This window comes from Streptomyces gardneri (assembly GCF_006539185.1).
Lineage (GTDB): Bacteria > Actinomycetota > Actinomycetes > Streptomycetales > Streptomycetaceae > Streptomyces > Streptomyces gardneri.
The window spans coordinates 21,231-39,530 of the sequence record NZ_BJMN01000049.1; the positions used below are offsets into that span (position 1 = coordinate 21,231).

The window sequence follows — 18,300 nt, forward strand, 5'->3', positions numbered from 1 at the left end:
GCCGCTCGTGGTCCATCAGATCGACCCTTCGTTCGTCGCGCTGCCCCTGCGGGCGCTCGCCGACGCGGCGCTCGCCCGGGCGCGCGCGCTCGGCGCCGAGCACGCGGACTTCCGCCTGGAGCGGGTGCGCAGCGCCTCGTGGCGGCTGCGGGACGCCAAACCGTCCGGTTCCTCGGACACCACCGACCTCGGCTACGCGGTGCGGGTGGTGCACGGCGGGGCCTGGGGCTTCGCGTCCGGGGTCGACCTGACCATGGACGGGGCGGCGAAGGTCGCCTCGCAGGCCGTGGCCATGGCCAAGCTGTCGGCGAAGGTCATCGCCGCGGCCGGCTCCGACGAGCGCGTGGAGCTGGCCGAGGAGCCGGTGCACTCGGAGCGCACCTGGGTCTCCTCGTACGAGATCGACCCCTTCTCCGTCCCCGCCGAGGAGAAGAGCGCGCTGCTCGCCGACTGGAGCGCGCGGCTGCTGCAGGCTGAGGGCGTGGCGCACGTGGACGCCTCGCTGCTCACCGTCCACGAGAACAAGTTCTACGCGGACACGGCGGGTACGGTCACGACCCAGCAGCGCGTCCGGCTGCACCCGCAGTTCACGGCGGTCGCCGTCGACGGGACGACCGGCGAGTTCGACTCGATGCGGACGATCGCGCCGCCGGTCGGGCGGGGCTGGGAGTACCTGACGGGCACCGGCTGGGACTGGGACAAGGAGCTCGACGAGATCCCGGGGCTCCTGGCCGAGAAGATGCGGGCGCCGAGCGTCGAGGCCGGGCGGTACGACCTGGTCGTGGACCCGTCGAACCTCTGGCTGACGATCCACGAGTCGATCGGGCACGCCACCGAGCTGGACCGGGCCCTCGGCTACGAGGCGGCCTACGCCGGCACCTCCTTCGCCACCTTCGACCAGCTGGGCAAGCTGGCGTACGGCTCGTCGATCATGAACGTGACGGGTGACCGGACCGCCGAGCACGGTCTCGCGACCATCGGGTACGACGACGAGGGCGTCGAGGCTCAGAGCTGGGACCTGGTGAAGGACGGCACGCTCGTCGGCTACCAGCTGGACCGGCGGATCGCGAAGCTCACGGGCCTCGGCCGCTCGAACGGCTGCGCGTTCGCGGACTCCCCCGCGCACGTGCCGGTGCAGCGGATGGCGAACGTCTCGCTCCAGCCGGACCCGGGCGGTCTGTCGACCGAGGACCTGATCGGCGGGGTCGAGCGGGGCATCTACGTGGTCGGCGACCGGTCCTGGTCCATCGACATGCAGCGCTACAACTTCCAGTTCACCGGGCAGCGCTTCTTCCGCATCGAGAACGGCCGGCTCGCCGGGCAGCTGCGGGACGTGGCGTACCAGGCGACCACGACCGACTTCTGGGGCTCGATGGAGCAGGTCGGCGGCCCGCAGACGTACGTCCTCGGCGGCGCCTTCAACTGCGGCAAGGCCCAGCCGGGCCAGGTCGCCGCGGTCTCCCACGGCTGCCCCTCCGCCCTCTTCCGGGGCGTCAACATTCTGAACACGACGCAGGAGGCCGGTCGATGAACGCGCGCCACCAGATTTGCCGGGGGTCCGGGGGTCGTCCCCCGGGCAAGCACAGCCTGAACACGACGCAGGAGGCCGGTCGATGAGCCGCGTCAGCAAGCCGTACGAGATCGTCGAGCGGGCCCTGGAGCTGTCCCGTGCCGACGGGTGTGTCGTCATCGCGGACGAGGAGTCCTCCGCCAATCTGCGCTGGGCCGGGAACGCGCTGACCACCAACGGTGTCACCCGCGGACGCACCCTCACCGTCATCGCGACGGTCGACGGCGCCCAGGGCACCGCCTCCGGTGTCGTCTCCCGGTCGGCCGTCACCGTCGACGACCTGGAGCCGCTGGTCCGGGCCGCCGAGGCCGCCGCGCGGGCCGCCGGGCCCGCCGAGGACGCCCAGCCGCTGGTCGAGGGCGTGCCCTCCTCCCCCGACTTCACGGACGCCCCGGTCGAGACCTCCTCCGCCGTCTTCGCCGACTTCGCCCCGGCGCTCGGCGAGGCCTTCGCCCGGGCCCTGGCCGGCGGCCGCGAGCTCTACGGCTTCGCCAACCACGAGATGACCTCGACCTACCTGGGTACGTCGACGGGGCTGCGGCTCCGCCACGACCAGCCCAACGGGACGCTGGAGCTGAACGCCAAGTCGCCCGACCGGTCGCGCTCCGCCTGGGCCGGGCGCTCGACGCGGGACTTCAAGGACGTCGACCCGGCCGCGCTCGACGCGGAGCTGGCGACCCGGCTCGGCTGGGCGGAGCGGCGGATCGAGCTGCCCGCCGGGCGGTACGAGACGCTGCTGCCGCCGACGGCCGTGGCCGACCTGATGATCTACCAGCTGTGGTCGTCCACGGCCCGGGACGCGGTGGAGGGCCGTACGGTCTTCTCCAAGCCCGGCGGCGGCACCCGGCTCGGCGAGACCCTCTCCCCGCTGCCGCTGACCCTGCGCAGCGACCCGAACGAGCCGGGCCTGGAGTCCGCGCCGTTCGTGATCGCGCACTCCTCCGGCGACGACTCCTCCGTCTTCGACAACGGTCTGCCGGTCGGGCCGATCGACTGGGTGAAGGCCGGAAGCCTGGCCCACCTGATCACCACCCGGCACACCGCGGGCCTTACTCGGTTGCCCGTGGCGCCCGGGGCGGGGAACCTGATCCTGGACGGCGGCGGCGAGCGCTCCCTGGAGGAGATGGTGGCCTCGACCGAGCGTGGCCTGCTGCTGACCTGCCTCTGGTACATCCGCGAGGTCGACCCGGCGACGCTGCTGCTGACCGGGCTGACCCGGGACGGCGTGTACCTCGTCGAGAACGGCGAGGTCGTCGGCGAGGTGAACAACTTCCGGTTCAACGAGTCGCCGGTGGACCTGCTGTCGCGGGCCTCGGAGGCGGGCCGGACGGAGAAGACGCTGCCGCGCGAGTGGAGCGACTGGTTCACCCGGGCCGCGATGCCCGCCCTGCGGGTGCCGGACTTCAACATGAGCTCGGTCAGCAAGGGGGTCTGACCACCTGGTCCGGCCCACCTAGACTGGGTCCCCGTACCACCATCAACCTGAGGAGACTGACGGTCGTGACGGACATCGTCGACGAGCTGAAGTGGCGTGGGCTGTTCGCCCAGTCCACCGATGAGGACGCACTGCGCAAGGCTCTCGCGGACGGTCCCGTCACGTTCTATTGCGGTTTCGACCCGACCGCGGCGAGTCTCCACGTCGGCCACCTGGTCCAGGTGCTCACCGTCCGTCGGCTCCAGCAGGCCGGGCACCGGCCGCTGGCGCTGGTCGGCGGGGCCACCGGGCAGATCGGTGACCCGCGGCCGACGGCCGAGCGCACCCTGAACGACCCGGAGACGGTCGCGAACTGGGTGAACCGGCTGCGCTCGCAGATCGAGCCCTTCCTCTCCTTCGAGGGGGAGAACGCGGCGGTCATGGTGAACAACCTGGACTGGACCGCCGGTCTTTCGGCGATCGAGTTCCTGCGGGACATCGGCAAGCACTTCCGGGTCAACAAGATGCTGACCAAGGACTCCGTCGCCCGGCGCCTGGAGTCCGAGCAGGGCATCAGCTACACGGAGTTCAGCTACCAGCTGCTCCAGGCCATGGACTTCCTGGAGCTGTACCGCCGCTACGGCTGCGTGCTCCAGCAGGGCGGCTCGGACCAGTGGGGCAACCTGGTGGCCGGTCTCGACCTGATCCACCGCCTGGAGCCGGGCGCGGACGTGCACGCGCTCGCGACGCCGCTGATGGTCAAGGCGGACGGCACCAAGTTCGGCAAGACCGAGGGCGGGGCCGTCTGGCTGGACCCGGAGATGACCACGCCGTACGCGTTCTACCAGTTCTGGCTGAACGTGGACGACCGGGACATCTCGACGTACATGCGGATCCTCTCCTTCAAGTCCCGTGAGGAGCTGGAGGAGCTGGAGGCGCAGACCGCCGAGAGGCCGCAGGCGCGGGCCGCCCAGCGCGCGCTCGCCGAGGAGCTCACCACGCTCGTGCACGGCGCCGAGCAGTGCGCGGCCGTCATCAACGCCTCGAAGGCGCTGTTCGGGCAGGGCGACCTGGCCGAGCTGGACGGGGCGACGCTCGCCGCCGCCCTGTCCGAGCTGCCGCACGCGCGCGTGACCGAGCTCGGACAGGTCGTGGACCTGTTCACCGAGGTCGGGCTCGCGCCGAGCAAGTCGGGCGCGCGCCGCACGGTGAAGGAGGGCGGGGCGTACGTGAACAACGTGAAGGTCACCGCCGAGGACGCCGAGGTGTCGGCGGACGAGCTGCTGCACGGCCGCTGGCTGGTGCTGCGGCGCGGGAAGAAGAACCTGGCGGCGATCGAGTTCGCCGGCGCGGAGGGCTGATCCGCCCGCACGCCGAAGAGGCCCGGTACGGCAGCTGAGCTGCCGTACCGGGCCTCCCGGTTTCACGGGTGTGTCACGCCCGCTGTCTGTTGCCCTTGATCGAGGCCCAGATCATGTCGCCCACCCCGACCACGGCGACGGCGCCGATCAGCTGGAGCAGGTGGCGGGTCCAGTCGATGCCCTTGGTGTCCTCGACTCCGATCCAGGTCGCGACCGCGTTGCCGAGCACGCTGCCGAGAATGCCGAACACGGTCGTCAGCCAGAGCGGGATCTGCTGCTTCCCCGGCAGGATCGCCTTCGCGATCAGGCCGAGGACGAATCCCACGATGATCGCCCACAACCAACTCATCGTCGCCTCCTTTTGCGCACGTGGGCCCAGTCTCGGGCCGTCCGCCATTCGGCGCATGTCGGACAGCTCCATCCGTGCCCCGGTCTCGTCGGCGCGGAGGGCCGGGCGTACGGTGGAACGAGGTCCGGGCCGGGGAGGGTCCGGCGCGACCGGTGGGTGGTGGACGGCGATGACGAAGCGTGGCGAAACCGAGGTCTTCCGGATCACGGGGGCCCGTCAGGGGCTCGCCGACGACGTCCGGGGGCGACAGCGGCGGTACATCATCTCGATGACGGTCCGGACGCTCTCCGTGATCGCCGCGGCGGTGCTCTGGAACGTCGAACGGCACGTGGCGATCGTGGCGCTCGCCCTCGGAATACTGCTCCCCTATATCGCCGTGGTCATCGCGAACGCGGGCCGGGAGTCGGCCCCGTCCCTTCCCTCCACCTTCGTACCCGCTCCGGTGCGCCCCGCGCTCGACTCGACGGAGGCGGCGGAGGGTGCCGGCGCGGAGACTCCGTACGGCCGGAACTGATCACGGACAGTGGCCGGAAACCTCAAGAAAAGCTCAGATCAATCATGTAGTTCCAGTGCACCGCACCCCATGTGCCGTGACATACTGCCTACGCGCTCCGCATCCCCCGTCGGAGCGACGGACCGATGCCGGGCAGCTCCCCCCGTGGCTGCCCGGCATCGCCCTTACTGGACAATGATCAGGTGAGCGAAGAGAAGCCGATCTGTTCCGCCAAGGGCTGCCGCGTCGACGCCGTCTGGGTCCTCGCGTGGAACAACCCCAAGCTGCACACGCCCGAGCGGCGGAAGACCTGGCTCGCGTGCGACGAGCACCGCGAGCACCTCTCCCAGTTCCTGGGGGTACGGGGTTTCCTGAAGGACGTCGTCCCGCTGAGCGAGTGGGAGCCGACCGAGGGCTGACGCCCCGGGATCAGCCGCCGATCGCCGACATCGGGCGGTCGGGCTGGAGGAAGCTCGGGTCGTCGAGGCCCGAGCCGGCCTTCTTGCCCCACATGGCCTTCTTCCAGATCTCCGCGACGGCCTCGTCCGCAGCAGGCGACGGCTCCTCGGCGCGCAGCGCGGCCCGCAGGTCCGTCTCCTCGGTGGCGAAGAGGCAGGTGCGCACCTGGCCGTCGGCGGTGAGCCGGGTGCGGTCGCAGGCCCGGCAGAACGGGCGGGTGACGGAGGCGATGACGCCGACCGTGTGCGGTCCGCCGTCGACGACCCAGCGCTCGGCGGGGGCGGAGCCGCGCTCGTCGGCGCCCTCGGCGGTCAGGGTGAAGCGGGTGCGCAGGGACTCCAGGATGTCCCCGGCGGTGATCATGCCGTCGCGCTTCCAGCCGTGCTGGGCGTCGAGGGGCATCTGCTCGATGAAGCGGAGCTCGTAGCCCTCTTCGATCGCCCAGGCGAGCAGGTCGGGGGCCTCGTCGGAGTTGAGCCCGGGCATCAGGACCGCGTTGACCTTCACCGGGGTGAGGCCTGCGTCCCGCGCGGCGGCCATGCCGTCGAGGACGTCGCGGTGGCGGTCGCGCCGGGTGAGGGTCTTGAAGACCTCGGGGCGCAGGGTGTCCAGGGAGACGTTGACCCGGTCCAGGCCGGCGGCCTTGAGGGCGGTCGCGGTGCGCTTGAGCCCGATGCCGTTGGTGGTGAGGGACATCCGGGGGCGGGGTTCGAGGGCGGCGACGCGCTCGACGATCCCGACGAGGCCGGGGCGGAGCAGCGGCTCGCCGCCGGTGAAGCGGACCTCGGTGACGCCGAGGTCGGTGACGGCAATGCGGATCAGCCGGACGATCTCGTCGTCGGTGAGGAGATCCGGCTTCGCGAGCCACTGGAGGCCCTCTTCCGGCATGCAGTACGTGCAGCGCAGATTGCACCGGTCGGTGAGCGAGACGCGCAGGTCGGTGGCGACCCTGCCGTAGGTGTCGATGAGCACTGTGGGCCCCCTCCCCGTCTTGCGGATGCGTGTGGTCCGAGCCTACGTGAGGCCGCGGACAACGAGCAGGGCAGATTGTCACGGGACCTGCGCGGCCGCGTCGTAGAACTCTACGACGCGGCCGGTGGATCGCTGCGGAACGTATACGAGACGTCGCGCTCCGGTCAGTGTTTGATCGCGGCGGCCACCCCGACGCCGGTGAGGGACTTGACCTCCAGCTCCGCGTACTTGCCCGCGTCCGGCTCCTCCTTGGAGAGGAGCGAGCCGAGCCAGCCGAGGAGGAAGCCGAGCGGGATCGAGACGAGGCCGGGGTTCTCCAGCGGGAACCAGTGGAAGTCCACGCCCTTGAACATCGAGGCCGGGCCGCCGGAGACGACCGGCGAGAAGAGGACGAGCACGACGGAGGAGATCAGTCCGCCGTAGATCGACCAGAGAGCGCCCTGGGTGGTGAACCGCTTCCAGAAGAGCGAGTAGAGGATCGTCGGCAGGTTGGCCGAGGCGGCGACCGCGAAGGCGAGGGCGACCAGGCCGGCGACGTTGAGGTCGCGGGCGAGGGCGCCGAGTGCGATCGAGACGATGCCGATGAGGACGGTGGACCAGCGGGCGGCCCGCATCTCCTCCTTCTCGGTGGCCTTCCCGCGCTTGATCACGTTCGCGTAGATGTCGTGCGCGAAGGACGAGGACGAGGCCAGGGTCAGTCCGGCGACCACGGCGAGGATGGTGGCGAAGGCGACGGCGGAGATGACGGCGAGGAGGATCGCGCCACCGGTGGAGCCGGCGCCGCCGCCGACCTCCAGGGCGGTGAGCGGGGCCGCCGTGTTGCCCGCCTTGTTGGAGGCCTTGATGGTGTCGCCGCTGAGCAGGGCGGCGGCGCCGAAGCCGAGGACGATCGTCATCAGGTAGAAGGCGCCGATGATGCCGATGGCCCAGTTGACCGACTTACGGGCGGCCTTGGCGGTCGGCACCGTGTAGAAGCGGATCAGGATGTGGGGCAGGCCGGCCGTGCCGAGCACGAGCGCGATGCCGAGGGAGAGGAAGTCGAGCTTCGAGAGGGCGCTGGCGCCGTACTTGAGGCCGGGGTCCAGGAAGGCGTCGCCCTTGCCGCTGTTGGTGGCGGCCGCGCCGAGCAGCTCGGAGATGTTGAAGTTGAACTTGAGGAGGATGAGGAAGGTGATCAGGAGGGTGCCCGCGATGAGCAGGACGGCCTTGACCATCTGCACCCAGGTGGTGCCCTTCATGCCGCCGATCGTCACGTACACGATCATCAGGATGCCGACGAGGGCGACGATCGCGATCTTGCCGCCGTCGCTGGTGATGCCGAGCAGCAGCGAGACGAGCACGCCCGCGCCCGCCATCTGCGCGAGCAGGTAGAAGATCGAGACGACGATGGTGGAGGTGCCGGCGGCGGTCCTGACGGGCCGCTGGCGCATCCGGTAGGCGAGGACGTCGCCCATCGTGAACCGGCCGGAGTTGCGCAGGGGCTCGGCGACCAGGAGCAGGGCGACGAGCCAGGCGACGAGGAAGCCGATCGAGTAGAGGAAGCCGTCGTAGCCGTAGAGGGCGATGGCGCCGCTGATGCCGAGGAAGGACGCGGCGGACATGTAGTCGCCGGAGATCGCGAGGCCGTTCTGGAAGCCGGTGAACTGGCCTCCGCCGGCGTAGAAGTCGGCGGTGCTGCGGGTCTGGCGGCCGGCCCAGACGGTGATGACCAGGGTCGCGACGACGAAGGCACCGAAGAGGGCGATGATCAGGGGCCGGTGCTCGCTGGTGGCGTTGCCCGCCGCGAGCAGGACGGTGGAGCTCATGCGTCGCCCTCCATACGGTTCCGGATGGCCTCGGCCCGGGGGTCGAGGCTGTTCGCGGCGTGCCGCGAGTAGAGCCAGGCGATGAGGAAGGTGGTCAGGAACTGGCCGAGGCCCAGGACCAGCGCCACGTTGATGTTGCCGAAGAGCCTGGTGCTCATGAAGTCGCCCGCATAGTTGGAGAGCAGCACGTAGAGCAGGTACCAGGCGATGAAGGCGAGGGTGAGGGGGAAGGCGAAGGAACGGTAGGTGCGGCGCAGTTCGCCGAACTCCTCGCCCTGCTGCACCTCGACGAACTGCTCCGTCGTGGGCGGCACGGGACCGTGGTCGGTTTCCGTTGCGTTTCTGGGCGGCGGCGGTGCTTCGGTAGCCACGGAATCTCCTCGTGACGCGGGGACGGACGGCATGCTCAAGGGGGCCTCACCAGAGGTGCGGGAACCGGGGCGCCGATCGGAGCCCCTCCCCTGTCCAACGGCACGGAGCCGGAAGCGAAGCGGTTCACACGAGGGATTTATTCGCACAGATCTTCATGAAGTCTTCTCAACTCATTGAAGCGGCGGGAAGATCAGCGATAGCTTCACTCGTCATGCACCTGTTCGCGCGTAAACCCGCGCGTGGACAGTACATACGGATGATGTGGAGAACCCATGGCTCATCTGGGATCGAGGCGCGGCCGAGCTCTTGCTCTGCCTGCTGGTCTCGCGCTCACGGCCTCGCTCGGCTTCCTTCCCTCCGGCGCCGCCTCCGCCGCGGAGCTGAGTGACGCTCCGGCGGCCGCCGTCGCCGCGACGAACGGGCCGAAGCTCTCGTACGTCGTCAACGTCGCGGGTGGCCGCTGGACCGCCGCCTCGGTGAAGAAGGCGATCGCCGCCGCGGGCGGCGAGGTCGTCATCGCGTACGACCAGATAGGCGTGATAGTCGTCCACTCGCAGAACCCCGAGTTCGCGAAGACGATCCGCCAGGCGCGTGGCGTGGTGTCGGCCGGCTCGACCCGTACCGCCCCGCTGTCCGCCCAGACCGACGCCTCCGTCGACGAGGGCGCGCAGACGCTCTCCGCGGCCGAGGCCAAGGCCGCCGCGGCCACCGCCACGGACGAGCAGGACCCGCTGGAGCCCCTGCAGTGGGACCTGCCCGCCATCAAGGCGGACAAGGCCCACCAGAAGACGCTCGGCAGCAAGCGCGTCACCGTCGGTGTCATCGACACCGGTGTCGACGACACGCACCCGGACCTGGCGCCGAACTTCGACGTCAAGGCCTCCGCCAACTGCGTGACAGGCAAGCCCGACACCACCCCCGGCTCGTGGCGCCCGAACCCGGGCGAGAGCGACCACGGCACCCACGTCGCCGGCACGATCGCCGCCGCCAAGAACGGCATCGGCGTCACCGGTGTCGCCCCGGGCGTCAAGGTCTCCGGCATCAAGGTGTCCACCCCGGACGGCTTCTTCTACACGGAGGCCGTCGTCTGCGGCTTCGTGTGGGCGGCCGAGCACGGTGTCGACGTCACGAACAACAGCTACTACACCGACCCGTGGATGTTCGCCTGCAAGAACGACGAGGACCAGAAGGCCCTCATCGAGGCGGTCACCCGTGCGAGCCGCTACGCGGAGAAGAAGGGCACGGTCAACGTCGCCGCGGCCGGCAACTCCAAGTTCGACCTGGCTGCCGACTCGATCCTCGACAACAGCAGCCCGAACGACACCACGCCCGGCGACCGGGTCATCGACCCGAAGGTGTGCCTCGACTACCCGGGCATGCTGCCGGGTGTCGTCACGGTCTCCGCGACCGGAGCCAAGGACCTCAAGGCGTCCTACTCCAACTACGGTCTCGGCGTGATCGACGTCTCCGCCCCCGGCGGTGACCGCACCGAGTACCAGACCCCGGACGCCCCGGCGGTCAACGGCCGCATCCTGTCGACCACGGTCAACGGCGGCTACAACTACAAGGCCGGCACGTCGATGGCCGCGCCGCACGCGGCGGGCGTCCTCGCGCTGATCAAGTCGACGCACCCCTACGCGAGCCCGGCGGCCCTCAAGGCACTGCTGTACGCGCAGGCCGACGACCGCGCCTGCACCAACCCGTACGACATCGAGGGCGACGGCAAGATCGACGCCGTCTGCGAGGGTGGCAAGAACAAGAACGGCTTCTACGGGGCCGGTCTGATCGACGCGCTGGACGCCGTCCGCCGCTAGTCGTGGCGGTCGGATGATCTCCGAAGCGTGAGGGCCCTGGTGTGGTGTTCCACACCAGGGCCCTTTTGCGTGGCACTGAGTGCCATAGTGCCGTCATGGACAACACATCTCGTTCCGGTACGGAGTTGCTGTGGTCGGCCCTCGGCGGCGATCCCGCCCTGGTGGACCGTGTGGAGTACGGCGGGACCTCCGGGCTGCTGCCCGCGCGGCTGCCCGTCATGGACCTGGCGCGGGCCACGGTCGCGGTCTGTTCGCTCGCCGCCGTCGAGCACGCGGGGCTTCCGGGGCCGGTGCGGGTGGACGACGGGGCCGTCGCCACCGCCTTCGTGAGCGAGCGGCATCTGCGGGTCGACGGGCGGGCGCCGGTGAACTTCGCGCCGCTGTCGCGGTTCTGGCGGGCGGCGGACGGGTGGGTGCGTACGCACGCCAACTACCCGCACCACCGGGTCGCGTTGCTCGCGGCGCTGGGAGTGGGGGACCCCGTCGAGGCGGTCGCGACCGGCGGGGCTGTCGCGGCCGTCGCGGCGGCGATCGGTGAGCGGAAGGCCGTCGAGGTCGAGAGCGCGGTGTACGCGGCCGGGGGCCTGGCCGTCGCCCTGCGCACGCCCTCGGAGTGGGCGGAACACCCGCAGGGCCGGGAGGTGGCGGCGCGGCCGCTGCTGAGCCGGGAGCGGCTCGACGACGCCCCGCCGCGGCGCCGTTCGGGTCCGCTGCGGGTCCTCGATCTGACCCGGGTGATCGCCGGTCCCGTCGCGACGCGGACGCTGGCGCTGCTCGGGGCGGACGTCCTGCGGATCGACCCGCCGGGCAACCCCGAGCTGCCGGACCAGCACGCGGACGCGGGGGTCGGGAAGCGGACCGCGGCCCTCGATCTGGAGCGGCCGTCGGACCGGCGCACCCTCGACGAACTCCTCGACACGGCCGACGTGTTGGTCACCGGCTACCGGCCGGGCGCGCTCGACCGGTTCGACCTCGACCGGCCGGGCCTCGTGACCGCGCGGCTGTCGGCCTGGGGCGACTACGGGCCGTGGGGCGAACGGCGCGGCTTCGACTCCCTCGTGCAGGTGGCGACGGGGATCGCCGTGACCGAGGGCTCGGCGGAGGAGCCGGCGGCGCTCCCGGCGCAAGCCCTGGACCACGGCACGGGGTATCTGCTCGCGGCGGCGGTCCTGCGGTCGCTGACGGAGCAGCGCGCGGAGGGTGGCAGCCGGCTCGTGCGCCTGGCGCTGGCCCAGACGGGCCACTGGCTGACGACCGCGCTGCCGCGGTACGAGCCGGAGCGGTACCTCGCGGAGTCTGAGGGCCCGCTGGGACGCCTCCGGCACGCGCTGTCGCCCGTCTCGTACGAGGGCGGCCCGACGGGCTGGTCCCGCCCGCCGGGCGTCGCGGGCGCGGACGCGCCGGAGTGGCGGGGCTGAGGCGGGGCGGGTCCGGTGGGGGCGGTGACCGGCGGCGGCGTGGTGGTGGTGGTGGTGGTGGTCGGCGGGGTGGTGCGGGCCGGTTCGTGGCCGGTGCCAGAGAGGGGGATCCCCCACCCCGCCCCTTCCCGAAACCCTGCCGGAGGCTGGTGGGGGACGAGGTGGGTAGTTTCCCGGGGGCCATGCCCCCGGCCCCCTGATGCACTCGGCGGCTTCGCGCCGGGCCGGCGTCACCCAGCTGGGCTGGGCCAGTCCAGCCAGGGCCGTTGGAGCTACGGCTTGACCAGGACCTTGAGGGCTGTGCGGTCTTCCATCGACTTGTAGCCCGCGGGGACGCCGTCCAGGTCGACCGTCAGGTCGAAGACCGGGGACGGGTCGATCGTGCCGGCGAGGACGTCCGGGAGCAGTTCCGGGATGTAGGCGCGGACCGGGGCAACGCCGCCGCGGAGGGCGATGTTGCGGTCGAACATGACGGAGAGGTCGAGGCCCGTGCCGCTGCCGTGGGGGACGCCCACGTAGCCGATGGAGCCGCCGTCGCGGGTGATGGCCACCGCGGTGCGCATGGACTGCTCGGTGCCGACCGCCTCGATCACGCCGTGGGCGCCCTGGCCGCCGGTGAGTTCGCGGACGGCGGCCTCCGCGGCCTCGCCGCGCTCGGCGACGACGTCCGTGGCGCCGAAGGCGCGGGCGATGTCCGTACGGGCGGTGTGGCGGCCGAGGGCGATGATCCGCTCGGCGCCGAGGCGCTTGGCGGCGAGGACCCCGCAGAGGCCGACGGCGCCGTCGCCGACGACCGCGACGGTGGAGCCGGGCCTCACGCCCGCGCCGAGGGCCGCGTGGTGGCCGGTGCCCAGGACGTCGGAGAGGGCGAGCAGCGCGGTCAGGAGGTGGTCGTCGGAGGCGGCGTCGGCGGGCAGCTTGACGAGGGTGCCGTCGGCGAAGGGGACGCGGACCGCCTCGCCCTGGCCGCCGTCGGAGCCGACCGAGCCCCAGAAGCCGCCGCGCGGGCAGGAGGTCTGGAGGCCCTCGGCGCAGTACTCGCAGGTGCCGTCGGACCACACGAAGGGCGCGACGACGAGGTCGCCTGCGGCGAAGCCGGTGACGTCGGAGCCGGCCGCCTCGACGATGCCGAGGAACTCGTGGCCGATGCGCTGGCCGGGCTGTCGGGCGGACTCGCCGCGGTAGGCCCACAGGTCGCTGCCGCAGATGCAGGCGCGCAGCACGCGCAGGACGACGTCGGTGGAGTCCTGGATCACCGGGTCGGGCACGTCCTCCACGCGCATGTCGAACGGGGCGTGGATGGTGGTGGCGCGCATGGGGGGCGGTCCTTGCTGTCAGACGGTTGTACGACGTTCACCGTACATCGCGGAGAGTACTCCCGCCGTCAGCAGGTACTGCGCCGCGATGTACGTCAGCATGACCCAGAAGTCGGGCGCCGGCAGCTGGGGCCACTCGGCGACGCCGGTGGCGATGAGGGTGTCGGACAGCAGGAACAGCGCGCCGCCGAGGCCGGCCAGGAGCCCGAGGGCGCTCGCGCGGTAGGCCATCGCGGTGAGCAGCAGCGAGTACCCGGCGACGGGGATCCGCAGCTCGGCCGGGAGATCGGGCCAGAGCAGCACGATGGTGGTGAGCAGCGCGACCGCGTAGCCGGCGCCGAGGAGCGGCGACGTACGGCGTCGGCCGAAGAGGACCAGGTAGCAGACGTGTCCGGCGGCGAAGGAGCCCATCCCGACGAGGAAGGCCCAGTCGGCGTCGGAGAGCAGGAAGACGTCGCCGCCCCAGCCGAAGAGGAGCGCGGCGATCAGGAGCTTCGGGGCGCCCCTGGTGACGGCGTACGCGGCGAGCAGGGGCATCAGGAGCGGCTTGGCGAGCTGGTGGCCGAGCTCGGCGCCCGCGAGGAGCGAGCCCAGGTCGACGACCGCGGCGAGGCCGAAGGCGGCGAGCAGGGCCTGGGACGTGGGTGTGGCGGCTCGGGTGGCCGTCGGGACCGTGGTCACGCGGCTGCCTCCGGCGTCGCGCCGGGCTGCGGGGACCGCTCCGGCATGGGGCCCGGTTGCCAGCCCGGGCCGCGGAAGACCCGGCCGACCCGCTCGCGCCAGTCGTGCGCGGAGCGGACGTCGCGGGCGATGGCGGCGTACTCGTGGGTGGCGACGCGCAGGGGGTTGTACGTCTCGATGTTCTTGGTGAGCCCGTAGACGGGCCGGTCGGTCTCGCCGACCCAGGAGCCGAACATCCGGTCCCAGACGATGAGGATCCCGCCGAAGTTCCGGTCCAGGTAGCCGCCTTGGGAGGCGTGGTGGACGCGGTGGTGGGAGGGGGTGTTGAGGACGTACTCGAAGGGGCGGGGCAGCTTGTCGATGCGCTCGGTGTGGATCCAGAACTGGTAGACGAGGTTGATCGAGTAGCAGAAGGCGACGGCCGCCGGGTGCACGCCGAGGGCGATCATCGGCAGGTAGAACGGCCAGCCCGTCACGCCGGTCCACGGCTGGCGCAGGGCGGTGCTGAGGTTGAACTTGCGGCTGCTGTGGTGGACCACGTGGCACGCCCAGAGGATGCGGATGACGTGGTGTCCGCGGTGCTGCCAGTAGTAGAGGAAGTCCTGGGCGAGCAGCATCAGCGGGATGGTCCACCACAGGACGGGGACGCGGAGCGGGGTGAGCTCGTAGACGGCGGTGTAGATCGCGACGACCGGGATCTTCCACAGCGCGTCGAAGGCGAGGCTCCCGAGCCCCATGCCGATGCTGGTGGCGGCGTCCTTGGTCTCGTACCCCGCGGCGTCCCCGTCGGGGTGGACACGGTGGCTGACCATCTCCAGGACGGTGAGCAGGACGAACGCCGGTATGGACCAGAGCACGACATCGGGCAGGTTCGGCATGCCGTCGACGGTAGGCGTGGCGGGCGGGGCCCGCTAGACGCAGTTACCGACAAGTATGCGAGACGAGTTGTCAGCAAGCGTTGGCACCTTCCGACAAGACCCCGCGAGACCCCCCCCTTAGATCCCGGTCGCGCCCAGCAGCGAGCCCGCGGCGTAGGTGACCGCCATGGCGAGGGCGCCGCCGCCCACGTTGCGGAGGATCGCGCGGCCCGCCGGGGCGCTGCCGAGGCGGGCGCTCCACCAGCCCGTGAGGGCGAGGGCCGCCAGGACGGAGCCGACCGTGACCCAGAGGCGGACCGAGGTCGGCGGCAGGACGATCGCGAGGAGCGGGAGCAGGGCGCCGACGGTGAAGGCGAGGAAGCTGGCGCCCGCCGCGTGCCAGGGGTTGGTGAGGTCGTCGGGGTCGATGCCCAGCTCCACGCGCGCGTGGGCGCGCAGGGCGTCGCGCTCGGTGAGCTGTTCGGCGGCCTCGCGGGCCACGTCGGCGGAGAGGCCGCGGGCGGCCAGGAGGGCGGTCAGTTCGGCGAGTTCCGCTTCCGGGTCCTCGCGCAGTTCGCGTTTCTCCTGGGCGAGGGCGGCCTCCTCGGAGTCGCGCTGGGTGGAGACCGAGACGTACTCCCCCGCCGCCATGGACATCGACCCGGCGAGCAGCCCCGAGAGGCCCGCGGTGAGCAGGGCCGCCCGGGACTCCGTGGCGCCGGCGACGCCGACGACGAGGCCGGCGGTGGAGACCACTCCGTCGTTGGCTCCGAGCACGGCGGCCCGGAGCCAGTTGAGGCGGGAGCCGAGACCTCCGCCGTGGGCCTCGTGTGCGGAGGCTTCGGTGTCCTCGGGTGCGTCGGTCACGTCAGGAGCGTCGCACCCGGCGGGTCACCAGACGCGGACCGACCCGCCCGGGGCGAAGGCCGGGCTGGTGGCGCCCGCGGGGACCTCCTTCAGGGGTTCGGCGATCTCCTCGACCGTCGGCCCGTGGACGGCGGCGAGGGAGTCGAGCAGACGGAGGTCGAAGCCGTAGACACGGGCCGCGTTGCCGCCGACCATCGCCGCGACCTCCTCCTTGGGCAGCCCCGCGTAGGCGATGCGGAGGCCTTCGCGGGAGTACGGGGTGGTGCCCTCGTCGTGCGGGTAGTCGGTGCCCCACATGATCTTGTCCAGGCCGATCCGCTCGCGCAGCGGCACCTCGTGGGGGCGCATGAAGCTGGCACCGACGAAGCAGTTGTCGCGCCAGACCTCGCTGGGGCCCTTGCCCATGGACTCCGCGAGCCCGGCGCCGAACTTGGACTCGGCCGTGGAGGCCTTCGTCGCGGCCGACACCAGACGCCCGTGGTAGTAGTCCAGCATGTCGAGCACGCCCGGGATCCACCCCGAGCCCTGCTCGGTCAGGATCAGCTTGAGCCCCGGGTGGCGCCGGAACGCGCCGCCGAAGACGAGGTGCCACAGGGCCCGGTGGGAGAACCAGGTCGTCTCCACCATGAAGACGGCGCGGGCCGCCGGTTCGTCGCCGAGCGGCGGCGACGCCGAACCGCCGTGGTGGTTGACCGGGACGTCCAGCTCCGCGCAGACCGCCCAGATCGGGTCGTACGTCTCCGAGTACAGCTCCGGGACGGGCGAGCCCGGCGGGACGCCGGGGAGCAGGATGCCCCCGGTGAGCCCCGCCTCGCGGGTGCGGCGGATCTCCGCGGCCGCCGCGTCCACGTCGTTGAGGAGGATCTGCGCGACGCCCGCCCTGCGCCCCGGCGCGTCCGCGCAGAAGTCGGCCAGCCAGCGGTTGTGCGCCTGGAGCCCGGCCCAGCGCTGCTCGTACTCGGCGCGGGTGGGCGGCTGCGCCATCAGCGAGGCCTTGGGGAAGAACGGCGGGATGGTGTTGGGGAAGACGACCTCGGCGACGACGCCGTCCTCCTCCAGCTCGCGCAGCCGGCGCTGCGAGTTCCAGTTGCGGTCGGCGGTGTCGGCGAGGAGGTCCTCGTAGGGATTGACGTACGTCGCCGCCCAGGCGTCGAAGTCGTCGTGGTGCTTCTTCTCCAGGTACGGCCGGTAGTCCAGCAGGTCGGCGCCCGCGTGGCAGTCGGCCGAGATGACGGTGTACCTGTCCATCGGTTCGCCGCCCATCAGTTCGTCCCGAGGACCGGGAAGTCGTTCTCGGTCAGCCAGTGGCGGCCCACCTCGCGCGAGCGTGCCCAGGAAGCCTCCACGGCCGCCTGGTCGGCCGACTGGCCGAGGTCGGCGGGGGTGGGGCCGATCCGGCGGGCGATGGGTTCGAGGGCGGGCAGGTCGAAGCCGAAGACCTCCGCGGCCGCGAGCCCCAGCATCCGCCGGGTCTCCCCCACCGGGATGTCGTGGAAGGTGTTCCGCAGCCACGCGCGCGTGGCGGGCCAGGTCCCCTCCGGGTGCGGGAAGTCCGAGCCCCACAGGATGTTGTCGACGCCGATCTCGTACCGCTGGGCGAGTTCGCGCCGCTTGGTGTTGGTCGCGCAGATGAAGACCTGCCGGTCCAGGTACTCGCTCGGCGGCCGCCTCAGCTCCGCGAACGGGGACAGCTTCTTGCCGCCGTGCGCGCCGAGGTAGAGCCGGTCCATGAACCAGAGCAGGTTGGGCAGCCACCAGCAGCCGGACTCGGCGACGCCGAACCTGAGGCCGGGGTGGCGCTCGAAGACCCCGGACCAGAGCAGGAACCACAGCGGCCTGGCCGGCCAGAAGGTGACCTCGGAGACGTAGATCCCGAGGTGGTCGCCGTACTCCTCGCGGGGCGCGGCGCCGGAGTGGGTGACGACCGGCATGCCGGTCTCGGCGGCGGCCGCCCACACCGGGTCGTAGCGCCGGTCGTGGTACGGGGCCTTGTCCACCCACATGGAGGGGATCATGAGCGCGCCGAGTCCGGACTCCTTGGCCCGGTGGATCTCGGCGACGACCTCGACGGGGTCGGCGGTGACGGGGAGCAGCGCCACCCCGCAGTGCCGCTGCGGGTTCTGGCCGACGAACTCGGCGAGCCAGCGGTTGTGCGCCTTCGCGCCCGCCATGCCGAGCACCGGGTCCTGGTCGCCGGAGAGACCGAGGCCGACGCCGAAGGGGGCGGCGGTCTGACTGTCGACGGCGTCCGCGTCGGGGAAGACGACCTCGGCGGCGACCCCGTCGCCGTCGAGCTCCTTGAGCCGCTGGGCGGCGTCCCAGCCGCCGCGCAGGCCCTCCTCGTTGTCGTGGAACCACTTGTCGGCGAAGGCCTCGTTGCGTACGCCGAGGCGGGTCATCGCCTCGCGGCGCGCGTCGCGCCCGGCGAGGAACTCGTCGAAGGCGCGGTGGTGGCGGGACTCCAGATAGGGCCGGTACTGCTCGGTGGGCAGCCCGGCGTGACAGTCGGAGGAGATGATCAGATACGGATCCTCGTACGTCGTCATGGCGGT

At 71.7% G+C, this 18,300-nt stretch carries 17 protein-coding genes; 7 read left to right on the forward strand and 10 right to left on the reverse strand.

The window, feature by feature from the left end; genetic code table 11:
* The first annotated feature begins 7 nt into the window (after positions 1 to 7).
* The 3 genes from SGA01_RS32260 (at position 8) to tyrS (ending at position 4,345) form a co-directional block, all read left to right on the forward strand.
* On the forward strand, positions 8 to 1,531 hold the full coding sequence (locus SGA01_RS32260; protein WP_141300996.1) for a TldD/PmbA family protein: 1,524 nt from the start codon (positions 8 to 10) through the stop codon (positions 1,529 to 1,531).
* Between the two features lie 82 nt (positions 1,532 to 1,613).
* Complete coding sequence (locus SGA01_RS32265) at positions 1,614 to 3,005, forward strand: metallopeptidase TldD-related protein (RefSeq protein WP_141300998.1); 1,392 nt, start codon at positions 1,614 to 1,616, stop codon at positions 3,003 to 3,005.
* A 65-nt stretch (positions 3,006 to 3,070) separates the two neighbouring features.
* The gene (tyrS, locus tag SGA01_RS32270; RefSeq protein WP_055644273.1) at positions 3,071 to 4,345 is read left to right on the forward strand and encodes a tyrosine--tRNA ligase; all 1,275 of its coding nucleotides are present in this window, start codon (positions 3,071 to 3,073) and stop codon (positions 4,343 to 4,345) included.
* Between the two features lie 73 nt (positions 4,346 to 4,418).
* Here the strand turns inward: tyrS and SGA01_RS32275 are convergent, their stop codons facing one another.
* Positions 4,419 to 4,694 carry a GlsB/YeaQ/YmgE family stress response membrane protein gene (locus SGA01_RS32275; RefSeq protein WP_141301000.1) on the reverse strand — a complete coding sequence of 92 codons (276 nt, stop codon included), beginning with the start codon at positions 4,692 to 4,694 and terminating at the stop codon, positions 4,419 to 4,421.
* 169 nt (positions 4,695 to 4,863) lie between these two features.
* Here SGA01_RS32275 and SGA01_RS32280 point away from each other — a divergent pair, with 169 nt between their 5' ends.
* Both SGA01_RS32280 and SGA01_RS32285 read left to right on the forward strand, forming a co-directional pair.
* Complete coding sequence (locus SGA01_RS32280) at positions 4,864 to 5,208, forward strand: DUF3099 domain-containing protein (RefSeq protein ID WP_141301002.1); 345 nt, start codon at positions 4,864 to 4,866, stop codon at positions 5,206 to 5,208.
* 182 nt (positions 5,209 to 5,390) lie between these two features.
* On the forward strand, positions 5,391 to 5,606 hold the full coding sequence (locus SGA01_RS32285; RefSeq protein WP_055644270.1) for a hypothetical protein: 216 nt from the start codon (positions 5,391 to 5,393) through the stop codon (positions 5,604 to 5,606).
* Positions 5,607 to 5,616: 10 nt separating this feature from the next.
* Here SGA01_RS32285 and moaA read toward each other — a convergent pair whose 3' ends face one another.
* From moaA to SGA01_RS32300, 3 genes are all read right to left on the reverse strand, one after another.
* Positions 5,617 to 6,618, reverse strand: a complete 1,002-nt coding sequence (gene moaA / locus SGA01_RS32290; protein ID WP_141301004.1) for a GTP 3',8-cyclase MoaA — start codon at positions 6,616 to 6,618, stop codon at positions 5,617 to 5,619.
* Between the two features lie 164 nt (positions 6,619 to 6,782).
* On the reverse strand, positions 6,783 to 8,423 hold the full coding sequence (locus tag SGA01_RS32295) for a monocarboxylic acid transporter (protein WP_141301006.1): 1,641 nt from the start codon (positions 8,421 to 8,423) through the stop codon (positions 6,783 to 6,785).
* A complete protein-coding gene (locus SGA01_RS32300) occupies positions 8,420 to 8,794 on the reverse strand; it encodes a DUF485 domain-containing protein (protein ID WP_079037669.1) in 375 nt (124 codons plus the stop codon). The genes SGA01_RS32295 and SGA01_RS32300 overlap by 4 nt, the downstream gene beginning before the upstream one ends.
* Before the next feature lie 273 nt (positions 8,795 to 9,067).
* Between SGA01_RS32300 and SGA01_RS32305 the strand changes: the two genes are divergently transcribed.
* Both SGA01_RS32305 and SGA01_RS32310 read left to right on the forward strand, forming a co-directional pair.
* The gene (locus SGA01_RS32305) at positions 9,068 to 10,609 is read left to right on the forward strand and encodes a S8 family peptidase (protein WP_141301007.1); all 1,542 of its coding nucleotides are present in this window, start codon (positions 9,068 to 9,070) and stop codon (positions 10,607 to 10,609) included.
* A 95-nt stretch (positions 10,610 to 10,704) separates the two neighbouring features.
* Complete coding sequence (locus SGA01_RS32310) at positions 10,705 to 12,027, forward strand: CoA transferase (protein ID WP_141301009.1); 1,323 nt, start codon at positions 10,705 to 10,707, stop codon at positions 12,025 to 12,027.
* A gap of 272 nt (positions 12,028 to 12,299) precedes the next feature.
* On the opposite strand, the gene SGA01_RS32315 is transcribed toward SGA01_RS32310, so the two are convergent.
* From SGA01_RS32315 to SGA01_RS32340, 6 genes are all read right to left on the reverse strand, one after another.
* Positions 12,300 to 13,343, reverse strand: coding sequence for a zinc-dependent alcohol dehydrogenase family protein (locus SGA01_RS32315; RefSeq protein WP_141301011.1), 1,044 nt, complete (start codon positions 13,341 to 13,343; stop codon positions 12,300 to 12,302).
* An 18-nt stretch (positions 13,344 to 13,361) separates the two neighbouring features.
* Positions 13,362 to 14,024 (reverse strand): lysoplasmalogenase, encoded by a 663-nt coding sequence (locus SGA01_RS32320; protein ID WP_141301013.1) that lies wholly within the window; start codon positions 14,022 to 14,024, stop codon positions 13,362 to 13,364.
* On the reverse strand, positions 14,021 to 14,902 hold the full coding sequence (locus SGA01_RS32325; RefSeq protein ID WP_141301015.1) for a sterol desaturase family protein: 882 nt from the start codon (positions 14,900 to 14,902) through the stop codon (positions 14,021 to 14,023). The genes SGA01_RS32320 and SGA01_RS32325 overlap by 4 nt, the downstream gene beginning before the upstream one ends.
* 117 nt (positions 14,903 to 15,019) lie before the next feature.
* Complete coding sequence (locus SGA01_RS32330) at positions 15,020 to 15,748, reverse strand: VIT1/CCC1 transporter family protein (protein ID WP_141301017.1); 729 nt, start codon at positions 15,746 to 15,748, stop codon at positions 15,020 to 15,022.
* Positions 15,749 to 15,772: 24 nt separating this feature from the next.
* Positions 15,773 to 16,996: an amidohydrolase family protein gene (locus tag SGA01_RS32335; protein ID WP_229917769.1), complete on the reverse strand. Its 1,224-nt coding sequence runs from the start codon at positions 16,994 to 16,996 to the stop codon at positions 15,773 to 15,775.
* 14 nt (positions 16,997 to 17,010) lie between these two features.
* Complete coding sequence (locus tag SGA01_RS32340; RefSeq protein ID WP_055644260.1) at positions 17,011 to 18,294, reverse strand: amidohydrolase family protein; 1,284 nt, start codon at positions 18,292 to 18,294, stop codon at positions 17,011 to 17,013.
* Positions 18,295 to 18,300: the final 6 nt, after the last annotated feature.